Below are 17,856 nucleotides of genomic sequence, written 5' to 3' on the forward strand. Positions count from 1 at the left end.
CACCTCACGTGGAGGACCTGGGCGGTCGCCGGCGGGACGCTCCTCGGTGGTGAAGGCCCCTTCCCCACATGGGTCGACGGGGCCTTCCACCGCCTCGGGCCCACACCCGTGTCACTCGAGGGCCATGCCCATCTCGATCGCCTTTGCTATCCGCTTCTCTCGCGCATTCGGCACCTCTTCCCCGGGCACCCATCGGACCCAGCCCAGTGTCCCAGTGAATGGGAAGGCGCCATGACGCTCGTAGACATCCCAAGACACCGGCGATCGACGGTTGCGTCCCACGTCTAAGCCTTGGAATGGAAGCCAACCGGAGATTGCTAGAAATCCGTCTCCGTTGGCCGCAGCTACGCCGTCCAGCCGGAGGGTGACATCCCACACTCCGTTTCCGGAGTTAAGTACCTCCACGGCGATCTCATGCTCTCCCTGAGGGATCTCTACAGCGGGTAGACCGATCATGCGACCGAAGGCGTTCTGCTCGAAATGGAGCCGCCCACCCTCAACGTAGAGCACGTACCCCCCCTCTTGACCTCCGTGAGCGAAGAGCACGCCCTGGTCGCCTCCCGTCACCGTGCAAGTGAGCTCGACGGTGAAGCTGCGTTGGTCGATGAGCCGACTCGATCGGTACCGTTCCAATGTCGGGGTGCCGGGCAGAATCGTCACTGGACGCGACAGCGACTCATCCTCGGAGGGGCGCCTGAGATGGGCTAGTCCCACACCTTCGTTTATCGGGAACACCCGATTGCGCCACGCTGCGTCATCCCATGCCTGCTTCAGCTCCTCGACCACCTCGGGGTACTGTTCCGCGACATCAACGCACTGGGTCGGGTCCTTCTCGGAGTCGAAAAGTTCCCATTTGTCCTGGCTCAACGGCGTGAGGCCCGTGCGCTCGGGTCCGCTCCTGAAGGGGCCTTCGGGTTCGCGATTTGTGACCGCCTCCCACTTGCCGCGACGGAAACCCCGGTTTCCGTTGCACTCCTGGTACTGGTCACCATGCGTGGCTGCTGCCGTCCCGTCCCTGATCGTAGGAACAAAGCTGCTGCCGTCCAAGGGCTCGGATTGTCGCCCATGACGCTCTGCCGGTGCATCGACACCAACCAGCTCCAGAATGGTCGGAACAACGTCGGTGACGTGCGTGTATTGACGCCGCAACGGGGTTCCCGACGGCTGGCCGAGCCCTCTCGGCCACGACATCACCATCGGGACCTGGTGTCCCGCGCGATATGTAGAGGCCTTGTAGAGGCGGAATGGCGTATTGCAGGCCATCCCCCAGCCGCGAGGGTAGTGCGGCCACGTTCGGGGGCCGCCGATGAGGTCCCTCTCGTAGGCCAGCCAGTCCTCGTCCTGCCCAGCTCCGCTGTCCTGGGTATGCCTGAAGTACGCTGTCGTGCCCAGGTCCTGACCCTCACGCGACGCCCCGTTGTCACTGAGGAACAGGAAGATCGTGTTGTCCCACTCACCCATCTCCTCGAGTGCCTGGCGAATGCGGCCCGTGCTCTGGTCGATCGAGTCGACCATGGCCGCGTAGACCTCCATGTACCGGGCGAAGAGCAGTTGCTCGCGCTCGCTCAGCTCGTCCCACGCACAAACATCCAGGTCGTCCTCGTAGTTGCGGGGAGGAAGCTGCGTTCCGGGGGGCATCACCCCGAGCTCCTCCTGGCGTGCGAGTCTCTCTTCACGAATTCGATCCCAGCCCGCCTCGTACTTCCCGCGGTACCGGAGCAGGTCCTCCCGCTTCGCGTGCAGCGGCGCGTGGACGGCCCCGTGGGCGTAGTACATGAAAAACGGCTTGTCCGGCCGCGCAGCCTTCGACTCACGGATCATACGGATCGCGCGATCGGTGAGGTCGTCGGTCAAGTAGTACCCCTCCGGGTACTCATCCACGTCGACCACACTGTTGCCCTCCATCAAACGGTGGGGGTGGTGGAAGTTGGTCAGGGCCTCGAGGAATCCGTAGTACTGATCGAATCCCCGCTGAAGTGGCCACGACCGTCGGTCTCCCGCTTCGGACAGATCAGTGTCCTTGCAGAGGTGCCACTTGCCTACCGACATCGTCGCGTACCCGTTGCCCCGCAGGATTTCAGCGATGGTGCTCTGATTCTCGGGCAACTCCGATGCATATCCGGGAAATCCTGGATCGATGTTGGTGACCATCCCGACCCCCGCAGCATGCGAGTTCTTTCCGGTCAACAGGGCCGCTCGGGTCGGGGAGCACAGTGGCGTGACATGGAAGTCGGTGTATTGGACCCCCTCCCGGCCCACCTGGTCGAGGTGGGGCGTCGGAATCTCCGAACCAAAGCAACCGATGTCCGAGTAGCCCACGTCGTCGGCCAGCATGATGACGACGTTCGGCGCCCCCGCTGGAGCCTCGGGCCGGTCTGTCCACGCTGGCGTGGAAGCAGCGAACGTCCTGTTAACCATGCCACGGAAGCCTGCATAGCTTTCACGCATGTCGGTCACAACTTCTGGTCCCAAACCACGTCCTCGCAGGTGTGCTCCCGCTGCAGCAAACCTGCTTCCTTCGCGGCCGTGAGCGCTCTATTTGTCGTGGCACAGTCCAGTTCAGTCGACTGTGAGGCCATCGGGCCATCCTCGGACATGGCTGCCTCTATAGGGGCTCCGGATAGTGAGTACCGGTCAGAGAGGATCTCCCGCGTGGCGTCCGATTCCGTAAGGACCCCCTCCACCCCCCGGGTCATGGCGTCGCAGAAGTTGGAGGCGGTTTCGGGGTTAGAGTCCAACCAGCCCTTCGTCGACATCCACCCTGTCTGCATCACCTCACTCATCTCTTCGGGAGCGTCCTCCGCCCAATCGAAGACCACAGTGGACCTCTCGGTCCACTGCTCGGTGAAGAACGGGAAGGAAAAGAGCAGATCTATCTCGTCGGACTGCAAGGTCTGGAAGGCTCCTTCGCCGACACCGACGGCGACCAGTTCCACATCGTCCGGCGCCAAGCCAGCCTCCTCGATGAGACTCCGCACCGTGTACGTGACCGCACCTTCCAGGGTGGGGATTCCCAGCGTCTTTCCCTTCCATGATCTGACTGCTGACTGCCAGTCGTCGGCGGTGGCTTCCTGGATGCCGCTGTCCGGCTTAGTCAGTATCACGCTAGTTATGAGTTGCGCGCTCCCGCAGAAGAACCGCAGGTCGGCCCCCGACTCGTTTGCGGCCGCCAGTACGGCCGGCGACTGTACGGCGACATCCACCGATCCGTTGGACAGCGCAGCGATGATGGGTCCTGCGCCTCGTTCCATAGCCACTGTGTCCAGCTCGATCCCGGCGTCCTGGGTGTAGCCGAGCTGCTGGGCGAGGTACATCGGAACGAAGCTCGGCACGGATGCGGTTGCTGCGACCACCGTCTCCAGTTCCGCGCCATCAGAACCGGCATCTGGACTTCCGCCACAACCAGCCAGAGTGACGGCGACGGCAACGGCGCCAGCGCCAGCTCCGAACAACGTGAAGGGCCCCTTCATGATTTCTCCTCGTCTAAGAAAGCGTGGTTCGGCACAATCGCCCCTCGACTTGAGAGCCGTAACTCCACGCGTGCGACTAACTATAGTGATTCACATCATAGAGACAAGGTCTAGTTTCTGGGGACGGTTCTGCGGGACAGCGCGGGGTAACGGTTGCGACGGCCGCTCAGGGCGCGTTCGAGAATCCGCGAACGAGACGAGGCGGAACACGGTGGCGTGCGGAAATCGTGAAGAAAGCAGCCCCGTCGTTCGAGGCGATGCGTGACTCCATCACCGATATCGCAGGATTGCGGATCACCTGCAGCTGCGTCTCAGATGTCTACCGCGTCGCCAGGATGCTCACCGAACAGGATGACGTATCGATACTGGAGGTCAAGGACTACATCGCCCAGCCGAAACTGAACGGGTACCGTAGCCTCCACGTGCTCGTGCAGATCCCAGTATTCCTTTCTGACAAGGTCGCGCCGGTGACGGTGGATCTCCAGCTTCGCACAGTGGCGAGGGACTTCTGGGCGAGTCTGGAGCACAAGATTCTCTACAAGTAGGACCATGACCTGCCGCCCAAGGTTCGCGAGGAACTACTCACTTCCGCCCGCATAGCCAGCGAACTCGACTCGGAGCGTCTCCAACGCAGGTCCACGGGGAGAACCGCGCGGAGCCGCGGCGAGACGACCCCTTCGTGCCACCGGACTCGGTGCTGGAGCTGCTGCGACAAATACGAACAGGGCGCGAGTAGGGAGGGAGAGCGGGGGTTCGGAGCGGCCTGCTGCACTCATTGACCAGCGACGACAGTGCGGGAGGGGAGTCCCGAGAGTCGGAGAAGCCCCCCGGTGGCGATGCGTCCGGCGACATGCCGAAGCTCGCCGAGCCCGCCGCGGCGGAGCTCCCGCAGGACTACTTGGGTGCCGGCTTCTCTGCGGGGGACTCGTCGATCGTTGCGAGTTCACCACCGACCTCGACCGTCTCGTCCTCGTGGGCGACGATCTTGGAGAGTGTGCCCGCGGCGGGGGAGGGGATCTCGGTGTCGACCTTGTCGGTGGAGACCTCGAGCAACGGTTCGTCGATCTCTACCGTGTCGCCCTCCTTCTTGAGCCAGCGGGCGACTGTGCCCTCGGTGACGGATTCACCGAGAGCCGGCAACTTTACGGAAAAGGCCATGTTGTTGTGACTCCTCAATATTGAGTTCGGGCCTCTGCCCGGCGGCGCGATCCGCGCCAGCGGGCAGAGGCGTCGAGGTTGTGGGCTATCTGGTCTTCGTGGCGATCCGGGGGCGGGTCGCGGTGGCGCCCCGTCCAGATGGTCGCTCGCCATTATGCTTTCTGTCGCCCGTCGGCGTCGGCGGAGGCTCCGATCCGGTCACGAGCGGACACCCGATCCGACGGTGGCCCCGTCATCACCACTGCGGCACCGAGATCACGATGCCTGAACTCGGCGAGTCCGTCACGGAGGGCACCATCACCAACTGACTCAAGGGGGATGGGTTACTCGACGGGCAGAACAAGGAGTGTGCTGGGATAACGTGATGGTCGAGTCATTCTTCTCAGCGCTGAAGGACGAACGCGTCCATCGGACCGACTACGCCACGAAAGCGCAGGCCAGGCGCGACGTGATCGCTATATCGAACGGTTCTGCAACGGTCGACGGCGTCGTCTAACGCCGAGGTACAAGCGGCCGAATGACGCGCCGTTCCTCGAACCAGGTTTTCAGCGAGACGCCATGCCCGCGATGGGATGACAGGGAAGTGAGCACGAGCATGACACACGATGGAACGGACCGCTTCGTTCGAATGGTGGCCCCGCGGACCGCCGAGATCGTCGCCGAGGGCGACCTGACGCCCGGCGACGGCCAGGTGGTCGTCGACATCGGGTACTGCGGCATCTGCGGGACCGACACGCACGGGTACGACTCAGCAGCGCTCTCCCCGGCGGTCTTCGGACACGAGTGGATGGGCGTGGTCGCCGCGGTCGGTCCACGGGTGTCGCAGCTCGAAGTCGGACAGCGCGTAGTGGCCGGTGTGGGACCGGCGTGCGGCGACTGCGCGCAGTGTCGCGCCGGTCATGCCGACCACTGTGATCTCGCTTTTGCCGAGGCGAACGGGGTGACCGACGATGCTCCGGAGCACGGCGGATACGGGACTCGCATCCGGGTCTCGGCGCGGCGCGCCATCCCGGTTCCCGATGCGCTGTCAGACGTCGAGGCTGGCCTGTTGGAACCGGCGACCGTGACCTTCCACGCGGTTAGACGAGCGCGGATCTCCCTGGGCGCCACCGTCGTGGTCCAGGGCGCGGGGCCGATCGGACTGTTGACCGCGCAGCACGCGCGGGCCGGTGGGGCGGGGCGCATAGTGGTCTCCGAGCCATCAGAGACACGGCGCCTGGCAGCGAGGCGTCTCGGCTTCACCGACGTCGTGCGCCCAGACGAGTTGCACTCTGCACTCGCCGAGGCGTCCGGAGGACTTGGCGCCGACGTCCTCTTCGAGTGCTCCGGGGTGGCGTCGTTACTCCAGCCGTCGGCCGAACTGGTGCGGCGGGGCGGCACTCTGGCGCTGCTCGGCTACCCGGGAACGGATTCCTCGGTGAACTACGGCGACTGGCAGAGCCGCGAACTCACCGTGATCGGCTCACTCGCCTACACCCACTCCGACTTCCTCGGCACCATGACCCTGGTGGCCCAGGGCCGGATCGACGTCGCGTCCCTGCACACCGGCACCATCGGCCTCGACGAATTGGAGTCCATGTTCGCCGAACTCGGCTCCGGACAGAGCACGCACACCAAGGTGCTCGTCGACCCCCGCCGCTAGCGGGTCCCGCAATCGACGACCAGAGGAACGGCCTGCCCACTAGCGCAGGTCGCACCTCCGTCAGCCGGGATCGCGGCGCCGGTCACGAACGACGCCGCGTCGGAAAGCAGGAAGGTGACGACCTCGGCAACCTCGCGGGACGTGCCCCAGCGCTGCAAAGGCGCCATCCGACGCAGTTCCTGGTAGCCACCACCACGCGCGACGCTATGGGCTAGGACCGCCCCAGCTCCCATCGCCGGAACCAGCTACGACCAGGTCACCCGCGCCGCCCTCACCGCCGCGCTGGCGGGCGACTACCGTACCCGCCAGGTCTCCATCGGCCCCAGCGGCGGCTCATCACCCCGCACCACAACGCCGACGGCCAGCTCGACCGCGACGACCTGGCCGCGCAGATATACGCGATTTGCCAGCCGCGGGGAACCTGGGAAGGCTCAGTCCCCTTAGGTCTCCAACCTGTATTTTCGGGGGCGGGCAAAGCTCTGCTCCGCCGCTGTGGCCAGTAACTCATGAGCTCGACTAGCAGTCAAAGATCACATTCAAGAAGAGATGCATCTCATTGTTCTCCGGCTATGGCTAACTTCAGCGGAAGAACCCAGATCGCCGCCCACCAGCGGGCACAAAGTGCTATGTCTGCTGAAGACTTGAGCGCTTCATACCGGACCCCGGCGCCGAAATCAATCAACGCCCACAACCAGCGTCCACGCCGACAGGGTCGGATCGAACGCTTCTGCTGCCCGGCTTCGTCCCAGTCTCCCCACCTGTCACCGATCACCTGGAGAGGAGTAGAGATGGCTACATTCATTGCCCGGATCGCCGTCCGAGAGCGCGTTCGAGAAGGCGGCCGACGAGTTGCACGCACTGACCTTCTCCGCCACGAGTACTGGCGTGGTGCGCAGCCCCGCACTTACTACACCTTCGGTAGCTTTCGCGACGCTCGGGCGTTCATCGCTCACGAGGTCAGAACATCACGTGAGGCTGAGGGCGCAGATCATGAATCTCGTCGACGACGCCAGCCTTGAGTGGGTGGAGCCCGTGAAGGGGCTCGCGGAGGCTCCGCCGACTCGTCAGATTGCACTCCGCGGAGACGAGGACGAGGAAACCCGCCGCTACTACGAGCGACTTCCGGTCGAAGTCGACGCCTGGTGGCCCAGACCCCAGCCGCGTGCTGGTCGCGTTGCGGCCTCAGCCTATGACGGCCTGTCCGATCGTCACGAGGCACCCGCCGAAGGCGACCAGTAGGGCTGCTTGCCTAGCTCCGGAGACGGAAATGAATCGGGTCAGAAGGTCGCCGACCCTCAGGCCGCCGAGAAGCATAGCTGCCGCGCCCACCCAGATCCAAGAAGGCACGGGCGGGAGCAACTCTCCGGAGACGGAATAACGGACCAGGAGTCCACCCGTGCCGAGCACAGCGAACATCGGCTGGAGCGTGGCGACGAACCGCTGGTGGGGCCAGTGCGAGAGTCGGGAGTAGATGGTCATCGCAGGACCGCCCATACCGGCCGTGTAAGTGAATGCGCCGCAGATCATCCCGGTGATCGCACGAACAATCGGTCCGTCTACCTTCGGAAGGTCCCGGAAGGAGACCATTATGGCGAGGGAGATTAGTAATCCGATCCCGATCGCGAGCTGAAGCACTCGTTCCGGCACGACGAAGGACAGCCAGGTACCCGGGATGGCCATGAGAGCGGCCCAGGCGCCCAGTTCCAGCGCCAACCGTCGGTCCACCTCTTTGCGCAGTCGCCACGCGAGTACGAGACACGCTGCCACGCCGGTGAGGTGAATGAGGCCCAAAGCGTTCCAAGGGCCGAGCGCGATGACGAAGAACGGCGCTGCGATCAGTGCGAAACCGATACCGGTCACCCGAAGAGTGACGGCACCTGCAAGTATGCCAAACAAGAGCAGGAGAATACTCACGATTCCCGCGCGCCCGACGTGGGAGCCGCCTCCACGCGGTGCTCGATGCGCAGGACGAGCACGAGGACGGTGCCATCGTCGATGTGGGAGACAATGCGGTAGTCGCCGACGCGGATGCGGAGTTCGCCCTCGCCTCCGGCGAGTTGAATAGCGCCGGGTGACCGCGGAGTCACGGCAAGGGCTTCGATGGCGCGTGCGATTCGTTTCCGGTCCGCGGGATGAACTTCTCGGAGGGCTTTCGCAGCGGACAACTTATAGATGATCGAGTAGGGCATCGATGAGCCGGGTGCGCGGGCTCAGAGTTTTAGTTCTGCCATGAGCTCGTCGTGAGAGATACTGCCGTGCTCGCGCCGGGTGGCGGTTGCATCGCGGGTGTCCGCCTGATCTTCCACGGCTTCCAGTGCGCGGTCGATCAGCTCGGTCGAGACGACGACGGCGCGACGGCGGCCGCCTCGGCTGGGGGGTCGATGTCATGGGCGTCCTCTTTCGAGGGTCGCCGTGGGGGCGGCAACCTGCAAGTGGCAAACTTCTTGCCCGAGTGTGTGATGTCGAGCACGATCTCGGTGACGGTAGCGGTTTTGCTTTCTGGAGTCAATCACTTTCTAGAAGGCGAGTTGATTAACAGTAGTTGTCATGGGCTCAGGGGCGGCCGGTATGACCGCCGCGTTCACCGCGGCCGCTAATGGCGCCGAGGTTCTGCTGGTCGAGGAGTCCGACATGGTAGGCGGTACCACCGCGTGGTCCGGGGGTCACGTCTGGATCCCGTGCAACCCCCATCAAAAGGCGATCGGCGTGGTCGACCCACCCGAGCAGGGGCTCCGCTACATCATGTCGCTGTCACGCGGCCTCATTGACGAGAACCTCATCCGCTCCTACATCGCCAACGGGTCCGAGGCCGTCTCATATCTCGACGAACAAGCGGGGACGGTGTTCTACGCGGTCCGCGACTTTGCCGACTACCACCCCGGGCATCCGGGCGGTCTTCCCGGAGGCGGGCGCACCATCGAATGTTCGCCTTTCTCGTTCCTCGAACTCGGCCCCTGAAAGGATCGGGTCACCCGCAGCCCGTACTTTCCAACCCGCACCTCACCATGAGTGAGACCCCGCTCGGCTCCGTCACCCCCCAGCCGCCGGACGCCGAGGAGGTGGAGCGTCGCGAAGCTATCGACATCCGCGGCAGCGGGCAGGCGCTGACTGGACGGCTACTCCGCGCGTGTCTGCAAGCCGGGGTTGCCATCCGCACCAGCGTCCGCGGACGGGAGCTCATCGTGGAGGGCGGCCGGGTCACGGCGATGGTCCTAGACACCACCGAGGGGCGCGTTCGCCAGCCGGTCCGCAAGGGCGTCATTATGGTGTCGGGCGGGTTTGAATGGAACGAAGAGTACCGACGGGCGTTCGTTCGTGGCCCCCTCTCACACCCCGTGAGTGTCCCGACCAATTCCGGCGACGCTCTGTACATGTCGATGAAAGCCGGCGCCATGCTCGCCAACATGCGCGAAGCCTGGTGGATCCCGGCCGCGGACCTCCCGGACGGCGTCAACTCGCCCGCCGGACGCGCTGGCGGTCGCATGGTGAGCTTGTCGGCGGCCAGATGCGCTATGTGGAACGGATCCATTATCGTCCGTGCCGCAGGAACAGCCTGGGCAGCGGCCGAGAGATAACCGGCGAACCCATCAATCGTGACCACCTTAATGTGGTCCCGGAACGCCTGGTCACCGGTATAAAGCCAGTTGGTGAGGACCTTCGCTAAGCGGCCAGCGGCACCGACAGCTGAACGCCATCACGTTCCGCTTCAGTCTCGCGTCCGCGTCCTCCGCGGCGAGGGCAACGTCGTCGGCACAGTGCGGGAGCACGACGGCCTGTCCCGCTTCTTCTACCGCGGGCGTCGCACGGAGGGATTGGAAGCGCTCTTCAACCTTGAGCTTTCCTGTCGAAGAACGGCCACGTTGAAACCCACAGGAGAATCAGCCGACTTTACATAAGGCCTGGTTACCGGGTTGGGCGGTGAGAGCAGTAGGTTCTTGCGGTTTGGCTGACTCTGTGTGGCAGGGCGTCGTTTGATCCCCGTCTCGAATGGCACCTGCGTGCGGGTGTCGTCGGGCGTGTTTAATTTTCTGTGTAAGTGAACCTCCATGGTTCTGTCGGAGGGTTCCGATCTAGCAAGGGAGACTGGAACCCATGGCAGCACCACGGAAGTTCGACGCTGAGACCCGGGAGCGGGCGGTCCGGATGTATCACGAGCACCTGGCGGATGCGCAGTGCTCCAAGGTCGCCGCTCGCACCCACGTCGGGTCACTGCTGGGAGTGAACCCGGCGACTCTGCGGAACTGGATCGAAGTGGAATCGAGCCCCTCGTCACCTGAATCGACCGCCGAATCCGCGGAGGTCAGGCGCCTCAAGCGCGAGAACGCCGAGCTGCGCCGGGCGAATGAGATCCTCAAGACCGCCTCGGCGTTTTTCGCAGCGGCGGAGCTCGACCGCCGACTTACCTGATCGTCGACTACATCGACGTCCACAAGGTGCGATTCGGGGTCGAGCAGATCTGCCGCGTGCTCACCGAGCACGGCATCGCGATCTCCCCGAGCACCTACTACGCCCGCTCGGCCGCGCCGTCCACGGCCGCCGAACTGGATGACGCGTACGCCGCCCACGAGGTGTTCTGCTTGTTCCACGACCAGCGGGGCCTGTACGGGGTGCTCAAGCTGTGGCACAGCCTGCGCCGCCGGGGTCGCGACGTCGGCCGCGACCAGGTCGCCCGCCTGATGGGCATTTGCGGCATCGCCGGCATTGTGCGAGGTAAGCGGCGAACAGTCACCACCGAATCCGATCCGACGGCAGCTCGGCACCCCGATCTGATCGACCGTCAGTGGAACGCCCCGACGCGGCCCGACCAGTGGTGGGTAGCCGACTTTACATATGTATGGACACTCGCCGGCTTCTGCTACGTCTCGTTCGTCGTGGACGTCTACTCCCGCCGAATACTCGGCTGGCGCGCCTCGATGACCAGGCGCTTCGATCTGGTCCTGTCGGCACTCGAGCAGGCGATTCACACCCGCCGACGGGGCTCGTTCGAGTTCACCTCGACCGGACTCGTCCACCACAGCGACGCCGGCACCCAGTACGTCTCCCTGGCCCTGACCGATGCGCTCCGCGACGCCGGGATGCAGGGGTCGATAGGCAGCGTCGGCGACGCTCTCGACAACGCCCTCATGGAGTCCACGATCGGGCTGTACAAGACCGAGCTGATCGACTTAGAAACCACCCGCAGGTGGACCGGCCGCAACGAGGTCGAACGCGAGACCGCGGACTGGGTGAAGTGGTTCAACGACGAGCGACTGCACTCGGCGATCGACTACCGGCCACCCGTCGAATACGAAGAGATGTACCGTTCCAAACAGGCGACCGAACCTCAGGCCGCTTGATTCAGCAAGACCCTCCGACGGAGCCAGTGCGGTTCAACCGCATCAACCCCTACCTCTAACCACCCGCATACACAGAAATCTTGACAGCCTCACGCCGTGCAGACTGTCTGGCTGCGCGCAAACGCCGCCGACCGTGCACAGGTCGACAACCCAGCCGGGTAGTTCTGAGTATTCGCTGTTCTGAGCGCCAGTCGTATGGGCTCTGGGAGCCGGCGGCGGCTTGATGCGGAGGACGCCGTCGGAGCCACCGTTATTCGCGTTCAGAGCCACCTTCTTAGGCTCCTTCCGCCGGGTGTAACGGGCACCTGGCGGAAGGAGCAGTTCCCAATGGTAAGGAAGATCAAGGCGAAACTCGTCTTGCAGTTGCGGGCCGAAGGCCTGTCGGGACGGGCGATCGCCGCCTCGCAGCAGATCTCGCGCAATAGCGTCGCGGCAGTACTGGAGGCGGCTGATGCCGCCGAGCTCAGCTGGGACGACGTCGCAGACTTACCGGACGGCGAGGTCTACTCGCTGTTGTTCCCCGGCCGGGGCGAGCACGAGAGCGTGTTCGCCGAGCCCGACTGGGCCGAGGTGCATCGGGAGATGGCCCGAGTCGGAGTGACCATGAAGCTTCTGCACGGCGAGTACACCGACCGCTGCGCCAGCTCGGGCTCACCGGCGATGGGCTACGACCGGTTCTGCAAGCAGTACCAACAGCACGTGCAGGTCGCCGGGCTGGCCTCCCGGGTCGGGCACAAGGCCGGGCAGACCGTCGAAGTGGACTGGTCCGGTCCGACGATGCAGCTGACCGACCCCGTCACCGGCGAAGCGAGGCGGGTGTACCTGTTCGTGTCGTGCCTGCCGTTCTCCCGCTACGCCTTCGTCGAACCCACCCTGGACATGAAGCAGGACACCTGGCTGCGCGCCCATGTGGCGATGTTCGAGTTCTTCGGCGGCTCGGTCCCGCGGATCGTGCCGGACAACCTCAAGACCGGCGTGATCACCCATCCCCGCGAGGGCGAGATCATCCTCAATGACGCCTACCGGGAGATGGCCGCGCACTACTCGGCCGCGGTCCTGCCCGGCCGGGTGCGCAAGCCCAAGGACAAGCCCAGCGTGGAGAACACCGTCGCGCACGTGGCCACCTGGATCATCGCCGCCCTACGGACCCAGACGTTCGCCATGCTGGCGGAGGTGAAGTCCGCGATCTCCGGCCAGCTCGAGGCGTACAACGACGAGCCGTTCGGAGAAGCGGGCCGGCTCGCGGGCCAGCGTGTTCGCCTCGGAGGAGAAGGAACTGCTGCGACCACTGCCGGCCACCGGGTACGAGATCAGTCGCTGGGTCTACGGCCGAAAGGTCGGACGCTACGGCCACGTGTCGTTCGCCCGAAACTACTACTCGGTGCCGTACCCGAACGTGGGCGCCAAGGTCGACCTGCGCATCACCGAGTCGATGCTAGAGGTGCATCGCGGTCACCAGCGGCTTTCGAGCCACGTGCTCCTACCCGAGACGGTGGTCAACGCCTACCGCACCCACGATGCGGACTTGCCGGCCGGGCCGAAGTATCGGCAGTGGGACCAGAGCAGGGTCCGCGAATGGGCCGAACGAGTCGGCCCCTCGGCGCTGGTGGTCGTGGACAGGATCTTCGAGTCGGTGCCCGTCGCCGAGCAGGCCATCAACCCGGCGCTGGCGGTCCTGCGGTTGACCCGCTGCTACTCCGCGGAGCGGGTCGAGGCCGCGTGCCGGATCGCGTTGGCCGGGCCGATCCGCTCTCCGCGGTACGCCCACCTGCGCCCGATCCTGGAAACCGGGCAGGACAAACCCACCCCACCGGCCGGCGATCCGCCCGCGGAGGCCGGCGGGTACGTGCGGGGCGCCGACTACTACGCCACCGGAGGTGCCCGATGAGCAGGCTCGACCCTGAGACTCGGCGCAAGCTGCGCGAGATGGGCGCCACCGCCCTGCTGGAGTCGTTCGAGGCCCGCGATGAGACCCTCATGCTCGGCCTGGGGTTCGCCGACCAGGTCAAGATCGTCGTGGACGAGGCCCACTCGGCGTTCACCCACGCCAAGGTCGAGGGACTGATCCGGCGAGCCGGCCTGCGCTACCCGAACGCCGACCTCAGGCGGCTGGACATGCTCCACGAGCGGGGCCTGGACCAGGGCGTGATCGCCCAACTGGGCACGTGCTCGTTCATCGACCGGCACCAGAACGTCGTCTTCCAGGGCTTCACCGGCTCCGGCAAGTCCTACCTCGGGTGCGCCCTGGCCAAGCAAGCCTGCACCCACCGCATCCGGGCTCACTACATCCGGATGCCGGACCTGGCTGAGGCGTGGGCCCTGGCCCGAGACAAGCCCAACGGCACCTCGACGTTCCTGAAGAAGTACGCAGCCTTCACGCTGCTCGTACTCGATGAATGGCTGCTCGACCCGCCCGATGAAGGGATGCGCAGCATGCTGCTCGAGCTCCTCGAGCGCCGCTACGGACACGCCTCCACCGTGGTCTGCACCCAGTACGCCCAGAAGGACTGGCACCAGCGGCTCGGCTCCGGAGTCCACGCCGACGCCATCATGGACCGCATCGTCCACAACACCCTCTGGATCGAGACCGGCACCTTCAACATGCGAGAACACACCGCCGTGAACTAACCGGAAGAGGCGGCGCCAGAGAGCCGGTGGCTCCCCCCCCATCGGCCACCGGCTCTCAAAGCCAATAACGGTGGCTCCCAACCTCAATACCCGGTGGCTTTCACACCCTCAAATACTCAGTTCACCACTGTGACCGCCCGCGTGTGTCTCGACCAGGTGCGGACACGGACATGACGCGGAGAACGTCCACTTCTCGCTGACGCGATCCCCGGTGATCAGCTCGCCGCCGACGAGGAGTTCCTCCGGCGTGAAGACATCTCACGCGCACTGGTCGTGCTCCTCGACCAACTCACCGACACCCAGCGCGTGGCCTATGTCCTGCACGACCTGTTCCGCGTACCGTTCGACGAGGTCGCCCTCGTGCTGGAGACCACGCCGACGAACGCGAAGAAGCTGGCCAGCCGTGCACGACAACGCCTCGAAGGAGCCGATGCCTCCGCCGAACAACACGCACGAACATCGGGCCACTGGCGAATTGTTGACGCGTTCCTCGCGGCAGCTCGCGGCGGACGCATCGACACTCTCATCGCCCTTATGGCACCCGACGTCGTCCGGGTCGCCGATCCGGCGATGCTTCCCGAGGGGGGACCCGGCGAAGTTGTCGGGAATCGCGCAGTGGCCGAAGAGACCTGGTACTTCCCAGACCGGATTGACGCGAGTATCCCGCTGCTCGTCAATGGCGCCGCCGCCGCGGTCATAGCCCCCGGCGGGCACCCGCTCGCGGCTATCACCTTCACGTTCGAGGACAACACGATCGCCCGAATCGGGATCACTCGCCTGAAACCAACTGACAAGGTGAGCGCGAGGCACCCCAGCAGCGCCTGAAGGCAGCCGCATCCAAGCGGTGCCGACACCAACCAACACTTCGTCGGACATAGGTCGTTCGCTGTACGGAGGCGACGTCCGCTACCGCTTTCGTCGAGCGCTACCTGGATCGAGTCCAGCATGCCCGGAATCGGAGATATGCCAGATGACGGCAGCTCCGGCGAACCGATCGCGGTACTCGAGATGACTTCTGAGGACAGGCTCGTCCCTGGAAAAGCCCATGACCGTAGCGTCGGCCGGGATTGGGGAGGACCAGGTGCTGCCGGAACAGCAGAAATTCGCCAGCTGAGGAGATCCGCGCCGTCCCTATTCGCGTGTGCGACGCTCACCCGTTCGTGGCATCGACACCCGGGTCACCACTGCGGTTCGACGACGAGCCACCTTACGACGCCTTCTACCGCCCACAGTGCTGCTTCGGAGGTGTCGTTCAGGCCCTCGCCGATATTCACTCGCCCTTTTCCTAGCAGGGCAGCCCGGGTGCTTGACCACTGCCTCGTATGCGCCTTCCGCTTCCGAGCCGGTGAATATTCCGCAAAGGCCCGACGGGTACTCCCGCTCCATGAAGTCTGGCTCCGGCGGCCCTGGCCATGTGGGTACGTCGTCCGCAGCCACCTGGCTAGGGTGTGGGTATGGACGCCGACATCAACTTCTACTTCGACCCGGTCTGTCCCTTCGCCTGGATGACCAGCAAATGGGTGCGTCAGGTGCAGGCGCAGCGCGACTACACCGTCGACTGGAGGTTCATCTCGTTGCGCCTGCTCAACGCCGAGGTCGACTACGATGCGCACTTCCCGCCTGAGTACGAGGCCGGCCATACCGCCGGGCTGCGGCTTCTGAGAGTGGCGGCCCGTGCGCGAGCCGAGCATGGCCGGGCGGCGATTGCGCCGTTGTATGCCGCCTTCGGGGCGCACATCTTCGACACCGCTCCGGAGGCCGGCGATGATCGCAGTGAAGGCGACGTGCGCGAGCGGCGCGGGACACGCGAGTTCGCCGAGATGGTCCTCGCCGACGCTGGACTGCCGATCGAGCTGGCGGACGCCCTCGACGATGAGTCGTGGGACGCCGAGATCCGCCGGGAGACAGACGAGGCGCTCTCGCTGACGGGCAGAGACGTTGGCACGCCCATCATCCACTTCGAGCCACCGACCGGCGTCGCCTTCTTCGGGCCCGTGATCAGCCGGCTGCCAGACGAGGACACGGCGGCCGAGCTCTGGGACTACGTGGTCGGGCTCGCCCGCTTCCCAGGTTTCGCCGAGCTCAAGCGCAGCCTGCGCGAGCAGCCACAGCTGGCCGCATTCGGAGTCGACGCCGACACGGTCGGCAAACAAGAGGACTGGCACGGCGGCAGCCGGCGACAGAAGAAATGACCCGTTGGTAAGGGCGGGGACATGAGCGAGAACAGCATCCGCAGTCACCGTGAGTCCGTCACCGTCGAGGCGTCGGCCGAGACGGCTCTTCGACTTGGTCTCCGACATCACCCGGACCGGCGAGTGGAGTCCGGTTTGCACCTCGTGCTGGTGGGACGACGAGGCCGAGGCCGGTCAGGTCGGTGCCTGGTTCACCGGGCGCAACGAGCTCCCGCACCGGACGTGGGAGACCCGGTCGGTGGTCGTGACCGCCGAGTACGGGCGCGAGTTCGCCTGGGTGGTGGGTGGCAGCTTCGTCCGCTGAGGGTTCACTCTTGCCCCCGCACGGACAGGGACGACGCTCACCGAGTCCTGGGAGTTCCTGCCCGGCGGGATCGCCATGTTCGAGGAGAAGTTCGGCGACCAGGCGCCCGCTCAGATCGCCGAGCGCACGCAGCAGGCCCTCGACGACATCCCGAAGACGCTCGCCGCGATCAAGGAGATCGCCGAGTCGTCCACCGGCGCAGAGGGGTCGGCCCGGCCCTGACTGGCCACTCCACCCCGAGAGGGACCTCCTCGGGCGGGTTGACCGTCATCCATCATCGCGCTGGCGATTGTGAGGTGATCGGTTACCCCCTCTTGGCCGAACAGCTCTCAGGCCTCCGGCAACCGCACGTTGGCAGATAGGGTCAGTGGGTACCGGTAGTCCGGCGATCCGGTGTGTTATCCCGCAACATCGTGGACACCGGATCTCGTCTCTTCGATGGCATCCAATCTCATGACTTCGTGCACGCCTACCAGGCATCGCGCGATGCCCCGTCGGAGTTGTTGGACGGTGTCACCGACCGTCCCCAAAGACTTCGGGGACAGCCTCCCTACGCCGAGCGAACTCGGCTACATGTTCGGCAGTCTTCCGCGCCCACTGTTTGGTCGGGTTGGCCACGTGAATGCCTCGGATGGCGTAGGAGGCGACGTGTCGTCTGCGGATCCGCAGCGCCACCATAGGCAATGGAAAGGAGACGACGACCTCGCCGGTGGTGATGTCGGACAGCAGGAACTCGTCGTCGGTGATGGTGCGGTAGAACTCGCGTCCGCCGAACGTGGTCGGAAGGCGCATGGCCTACCCGTGGTAGTAGACCTGCCGGTTCGCTGCGGTTACCTCAACGACCGTTTGGTCCGCGGCCTGCTCCATAGCCTCGTCGCGCTCGGCGTGCACCGCGAAGGGCTACGGACCTGGGCGCGCAAAGCGCAGTCCGAGGGCCAGGGCGCCTCGTCGGCATCAGCCGATCGCGACGCGCGCCTGGCGCAGTTGGAGAAGGAGAACCGCGAGCTGCGGCGGGCGAACACGAGCTTGAAGCAGGCGTCGGCGTTCTTCGCTGCGGAGCTGGACCGTTAACAGCGATGAGGGTCGAGTTCATCGACCGCCGCAAGGACGAGCACGGTGTCCAGCC

Annotated in this window: 15 protein-coding genes, 4 pseudogenes and 1 other annotated feature; of the genes and pseudogenes, 12 read left to right on the top strand and 7 right to left on the bottom strand. The window is 65.1% G+C overall.

The window, feature by feature from the left end; all coding sequences use genetic code 11:
• Positions 1-111: 111 nt before the first annotated feature.
• Both A6035_RS01040 and A6035_RS01045 read right to left on the bottom strand, forming a co-directional pair.
• Positions 112-2,448: an arylsulfatase gene (locus A6035_RS01040; RefSeq protein ID WP_108848998.1), complete on the bottom strand. Its 2,337-nt coding sequence runs from the start codon at positions 2,446-2,448 to the stop codon at positions 112-114.
• A 5-nt stretch (positions 2,449-2,453) separates the two neighbouring features.
• Positions 2,454-3,470: an ABC transporter substrate-binding protein gene (locus A6035_RS01045; protein WP_159149376.1), complete on the bottom strand. Its 1,017-nt coding sequence runs from the start codon at positions 3,468-3,470 to the stop codon at positions 2,454-2,456.
• Between the two features lie 227 nt (positions 3,471-3,697).
• Between A6035_RS01045 and A6035_RS18475 the strand changes: the two genes are divergently transcribed.
• Positions 3,698-4,015 carry a GTP pyrophosphokinase gene (locus A6035_RS18475; RefSeq protein WP_200836332.1) on the top strand — a complete coding sequence of 106 codons (318 nt, stop codon included), beginning with the start codon at positions 3,698-3,700 and terminating at the stop codon, positions 4,013-4,015.
• A 352-nt stretch (positions 4,016-4,367) separates the two neighbouring features.
• On the opposite strand, the pseudogene A6035_RS01055 reads toward A6035_RS18475, so the two are convergent.
• Positions 4,368-4,628 (bottom strand): annotated as a pseudogene (locus A6035_RS01055) (biotin/lipoyl-containing protein); the annotation flags it as partial.
• Between the two features lie 595 nt (positions 4,629-5,223).
• On the opposite strand from A6035_RS01055, the gene A6035_RS01065 reads away from it, so the two are divergent.
• A complete protein-coding gene (locus tag A6035_RS01065; RefSeq protein ID WP_108846260.1) occupies positions 5,224-6,270 on the top strand; it encodes a zinc-dependent alcohol dehydrogenase in 1,047 nt (348 codons plus the stop codon).
• On the opposite strand, the gene A6035_RS18540 is transcribed toward A6035_RS01065, so the two are convergent.
• The 3 genes from A6035_RS18540 to A6035_RS01080 form a co-directional block, all read right to left on the bottom strand.
• Entirely contained in the window at positions 6,267-6,503 is a 237-nt protein-coding gene (locus A6035_RS18540) for an SDR family oxidoreductase (RefSeq protein ID WP_108846261.1), read from the bottom strand. The genes A6035_RS01065 and A6035_RS18540 overlap by 4 nt on opposite strands.
• Before the next feature lie 949 nt (positions 6,504-7,452).
• Positions 7,453-8,184, bottom strand: a complete 732-nt coding sequence (locus A6035_RS01075) for a sulfite exporter TauE/SafE family protein (protein WP_159149323.1) — start codon at positions 8,182-8,184, stop codon at positions 7,453-7,455.
• A complete protein-coding gene (locus A6035_RS01080; protein ID WP_108846263.1) occupies positions 8,181-8,459 on the bottom strand; it encodes a type II toxin-antitoxin system RelE family toxin in 279 nt (92 codons plus the stop codon). The genes A6035_RS01075 and A6035_RS01080 overlap by 4 nt, the downstream gene beginning before the upstream one ends.
• A gap of 358 nt (positions 8,460-8,817) precedes the next feature.
• On the opposite strand from A6035_RS01080, the gene A6035_RS01090 reads away from it, so the two are divergent.
• Positions 8,818-9,228, top strand: coding sequence for an FAD-binding protein (locus tag A6035_RS01090; RefSeq protein WP_108846264.1), 411 nt, complete (start codon positions 8,818-8,820; stop codon positions 9,226-9,228).
• Positions 9,229-9,275: 47 nt separating this feature from the next.
• Positions 9,276-9,701 (top strand): annotated as a pseudogene (locus A6035_RS01095) (FAD-binding protein); the annotation flags it as partial.
• 49 nt (positions 9,702-9,750) lie between these two features.
• Here A6035_RS01095 and A6035_RS19485 read toward each other — a convergent pair.
• Positions 9,751-9,940 (bottom strand): annotated as a pseudogene (locus tag A6035_RS19485) (transposase); the annotation flags it as partial.
• Between the two features lie 422 nt (positions 9,941-10,362).
• Here A6035_RS19485 and A6035_RS01105 point away from each other — a divergent pair.
• The 8 genes and pseudogenes from A6035_RS01105 (at position 10,363) to A6035_RS01135 (ending at position 17,801) form a co-directional block, all read left to right on the top strand.
• Positions 10,363-11,606, top strand: a protein-coding gene (locus tag A6035_RS01105) for an IS3 family transposase (RefSeq protein WP_108846266.1) whose coding sequence is annotated in 2 segments (ribosomal slippage) — positions 10,363-10,645 and positions 10,645-11,606 — 1,245 coding nt in all. Because the reading frame shifts where the segments join, the coding sequence is not laid out codon by codon here.
• Positions 10,635-10,766, top strand: a sequence feature (AL1L pseudoknot). It overlaps the preceding gene by 132 nt.
• A 327-nt stretch (positions 11,607-11,933) precedes the next feature.
• Positions 11,934-13,494 (top strand): annotated as a pseudogene (istA, locus tag A6035_RS01110) (IS21 family transposase).
• Positions 13,491-14,234, top strand: coding sequence for an ATP-binding protein (locus A6035_RS01115; protein ID WP_108846267.1), 744 nt, complete (start codon positions 13,491-13,493; stop codon positions 14,232-14,234). The pseudogene istA and the gene A6035_RS01115 overlap by 4 nt, the downstream one beginning before the upstream one ends.
• A 273-nt stretch (positions 14,235-14,507) precedes the next feature.
• Entirely contained in the window at positions 14,508-15,059 is a 552-nt protein-coding gene (locus A6035_RS01120) for a sigma factor-like helix-turn-helix DNA-binding protein (protein ID WP_200836320.1), read from the top strand.
• A 629-nt stretch (positions 15,060-15,688) separates the two neighbouring features.
• Positions 15,689-16,426, top strand: coding sequence for a mycothiol-dependent nitroreductase Rv2466c family protein (locus A6035_RS01125; RefSeq protein WP_108846268.1), 738 nt, complete (start codon positions 15,689-15,691; stop codon positions 16,424-16,426).
• 94 nt (positions 16,427-16,520) lie between these two features.
• A complete protein-coding gene (locus tag A6035_RS19300) occupies positions 16,521-16,730 on the top strand; it encodes an SRPBCC family protein (RefSeq protein WP_327511788.1) in 210 nt (69 codons plus the stop codon).
• A 75-nt stretch (positions 16,731-16,805) separates the two neighbouring features.
• Positions 16,806-16,952: a hypothetical protein gene (locus A6035_RS19305; protein ID WP_327511786.1), complete on the top strand. Its 147-nt coding sequence runs from the start codon at positions 16,806-16,808 to the stop codon at positions 16,950-16,952.
• A gap of 426 nt (positions 16,953-17,378) precedes the next feature.
• Positions 17,379-17,801 (top strand): transposase, encoded by a 423-nt coding sequence (locus A6035_RS01135; RefSeq protein WP_162533970.1) that lies wholly within the window; start codon positions 17,379-17,381, stop codon positions 17,799-17,801.
• The last annotated feature ends 55 nt before the right edge of the window (positions 17,802-17,856 follow it).

Source organism: Dietzia lutea, from assembly GCF_003096075.1.
In the GTDB taxonomy this organism is placed as follows: domain Bacteria; phylum Actinomycetota; class Actinomycetes; order Mycobacteriales; family Mycobacteriaceae; genus Dietzia; species Dietzia lutea.

Excerpts from the sequence above, each read along its gene's own strand:
- A6035_RS01040 (WP_108848998.1), bottom strand. The coding sequence starts at position 2,448 with ATGCGTGAAAGCTATGCAGGCTTCCGTGGCATGGTTAACAGGACGTTC.
- A6035_RS01045 (WP_159149376.1), bottom strand. The coding sequence starts at position 3,470 with ATGAAGGGGCCCTTCACGTTGTTCGGAGCTGGCGCTGGCGCCGTTGCC.
- A6035_RS01065 (WP_108846260.1), top strand. The coding sequence starts at position 5,224 with ATGACACACGATGGAACGGACCGCTTCGTTCGAATGGTGGCCCCGCGG.
- A6035_RS18540 (WP_108846261.1), bottom strand. The coding sequence starts at position 6,503 with ATGGGAGCTGGGGCGGTCCTAGCCCATAGCGTCGCGCGTGGTGGTGGC.
- A6035_RS01080 (WP_108846263.1), bottom strand. The coding sequence starts at position 8,459 with ATGCCCTACTCGATCATCTATAAGTTGTCCGCTGCGAAAGCCCTCCGA.
- A6035_RS01090 (WP_108846264.1), top strand. The coding sequence starts at position 8,818 with ATGGGCTCAGGGGCGGCCGGTATGACCGCCGCGTTCACCGCGGCCGCT.
- A6035_RS01115 (WP_108846267.1), top strand. The coding sequence starts at position 13,491 with ATGAGCAGGCTCGACCCTGAGACTCGGCGCAAGCTGCGCGAGATGGGC.
- A6035_RS01125 (WP_108846268.1), top strand. The coding sequence starts at position 15,689 with ATGGACGCCGACATCAACTTCTACTTCGACCCGGTCTGTCCCTTCGCC.
- A6035_RS19305 (WP_327511786.1), top strand. The coding sequence starts at position 16,806 with ATGTTCGAGGAGAAGTTCGGCGACCAGGCGCCCGCTCAGATCGCCGAG.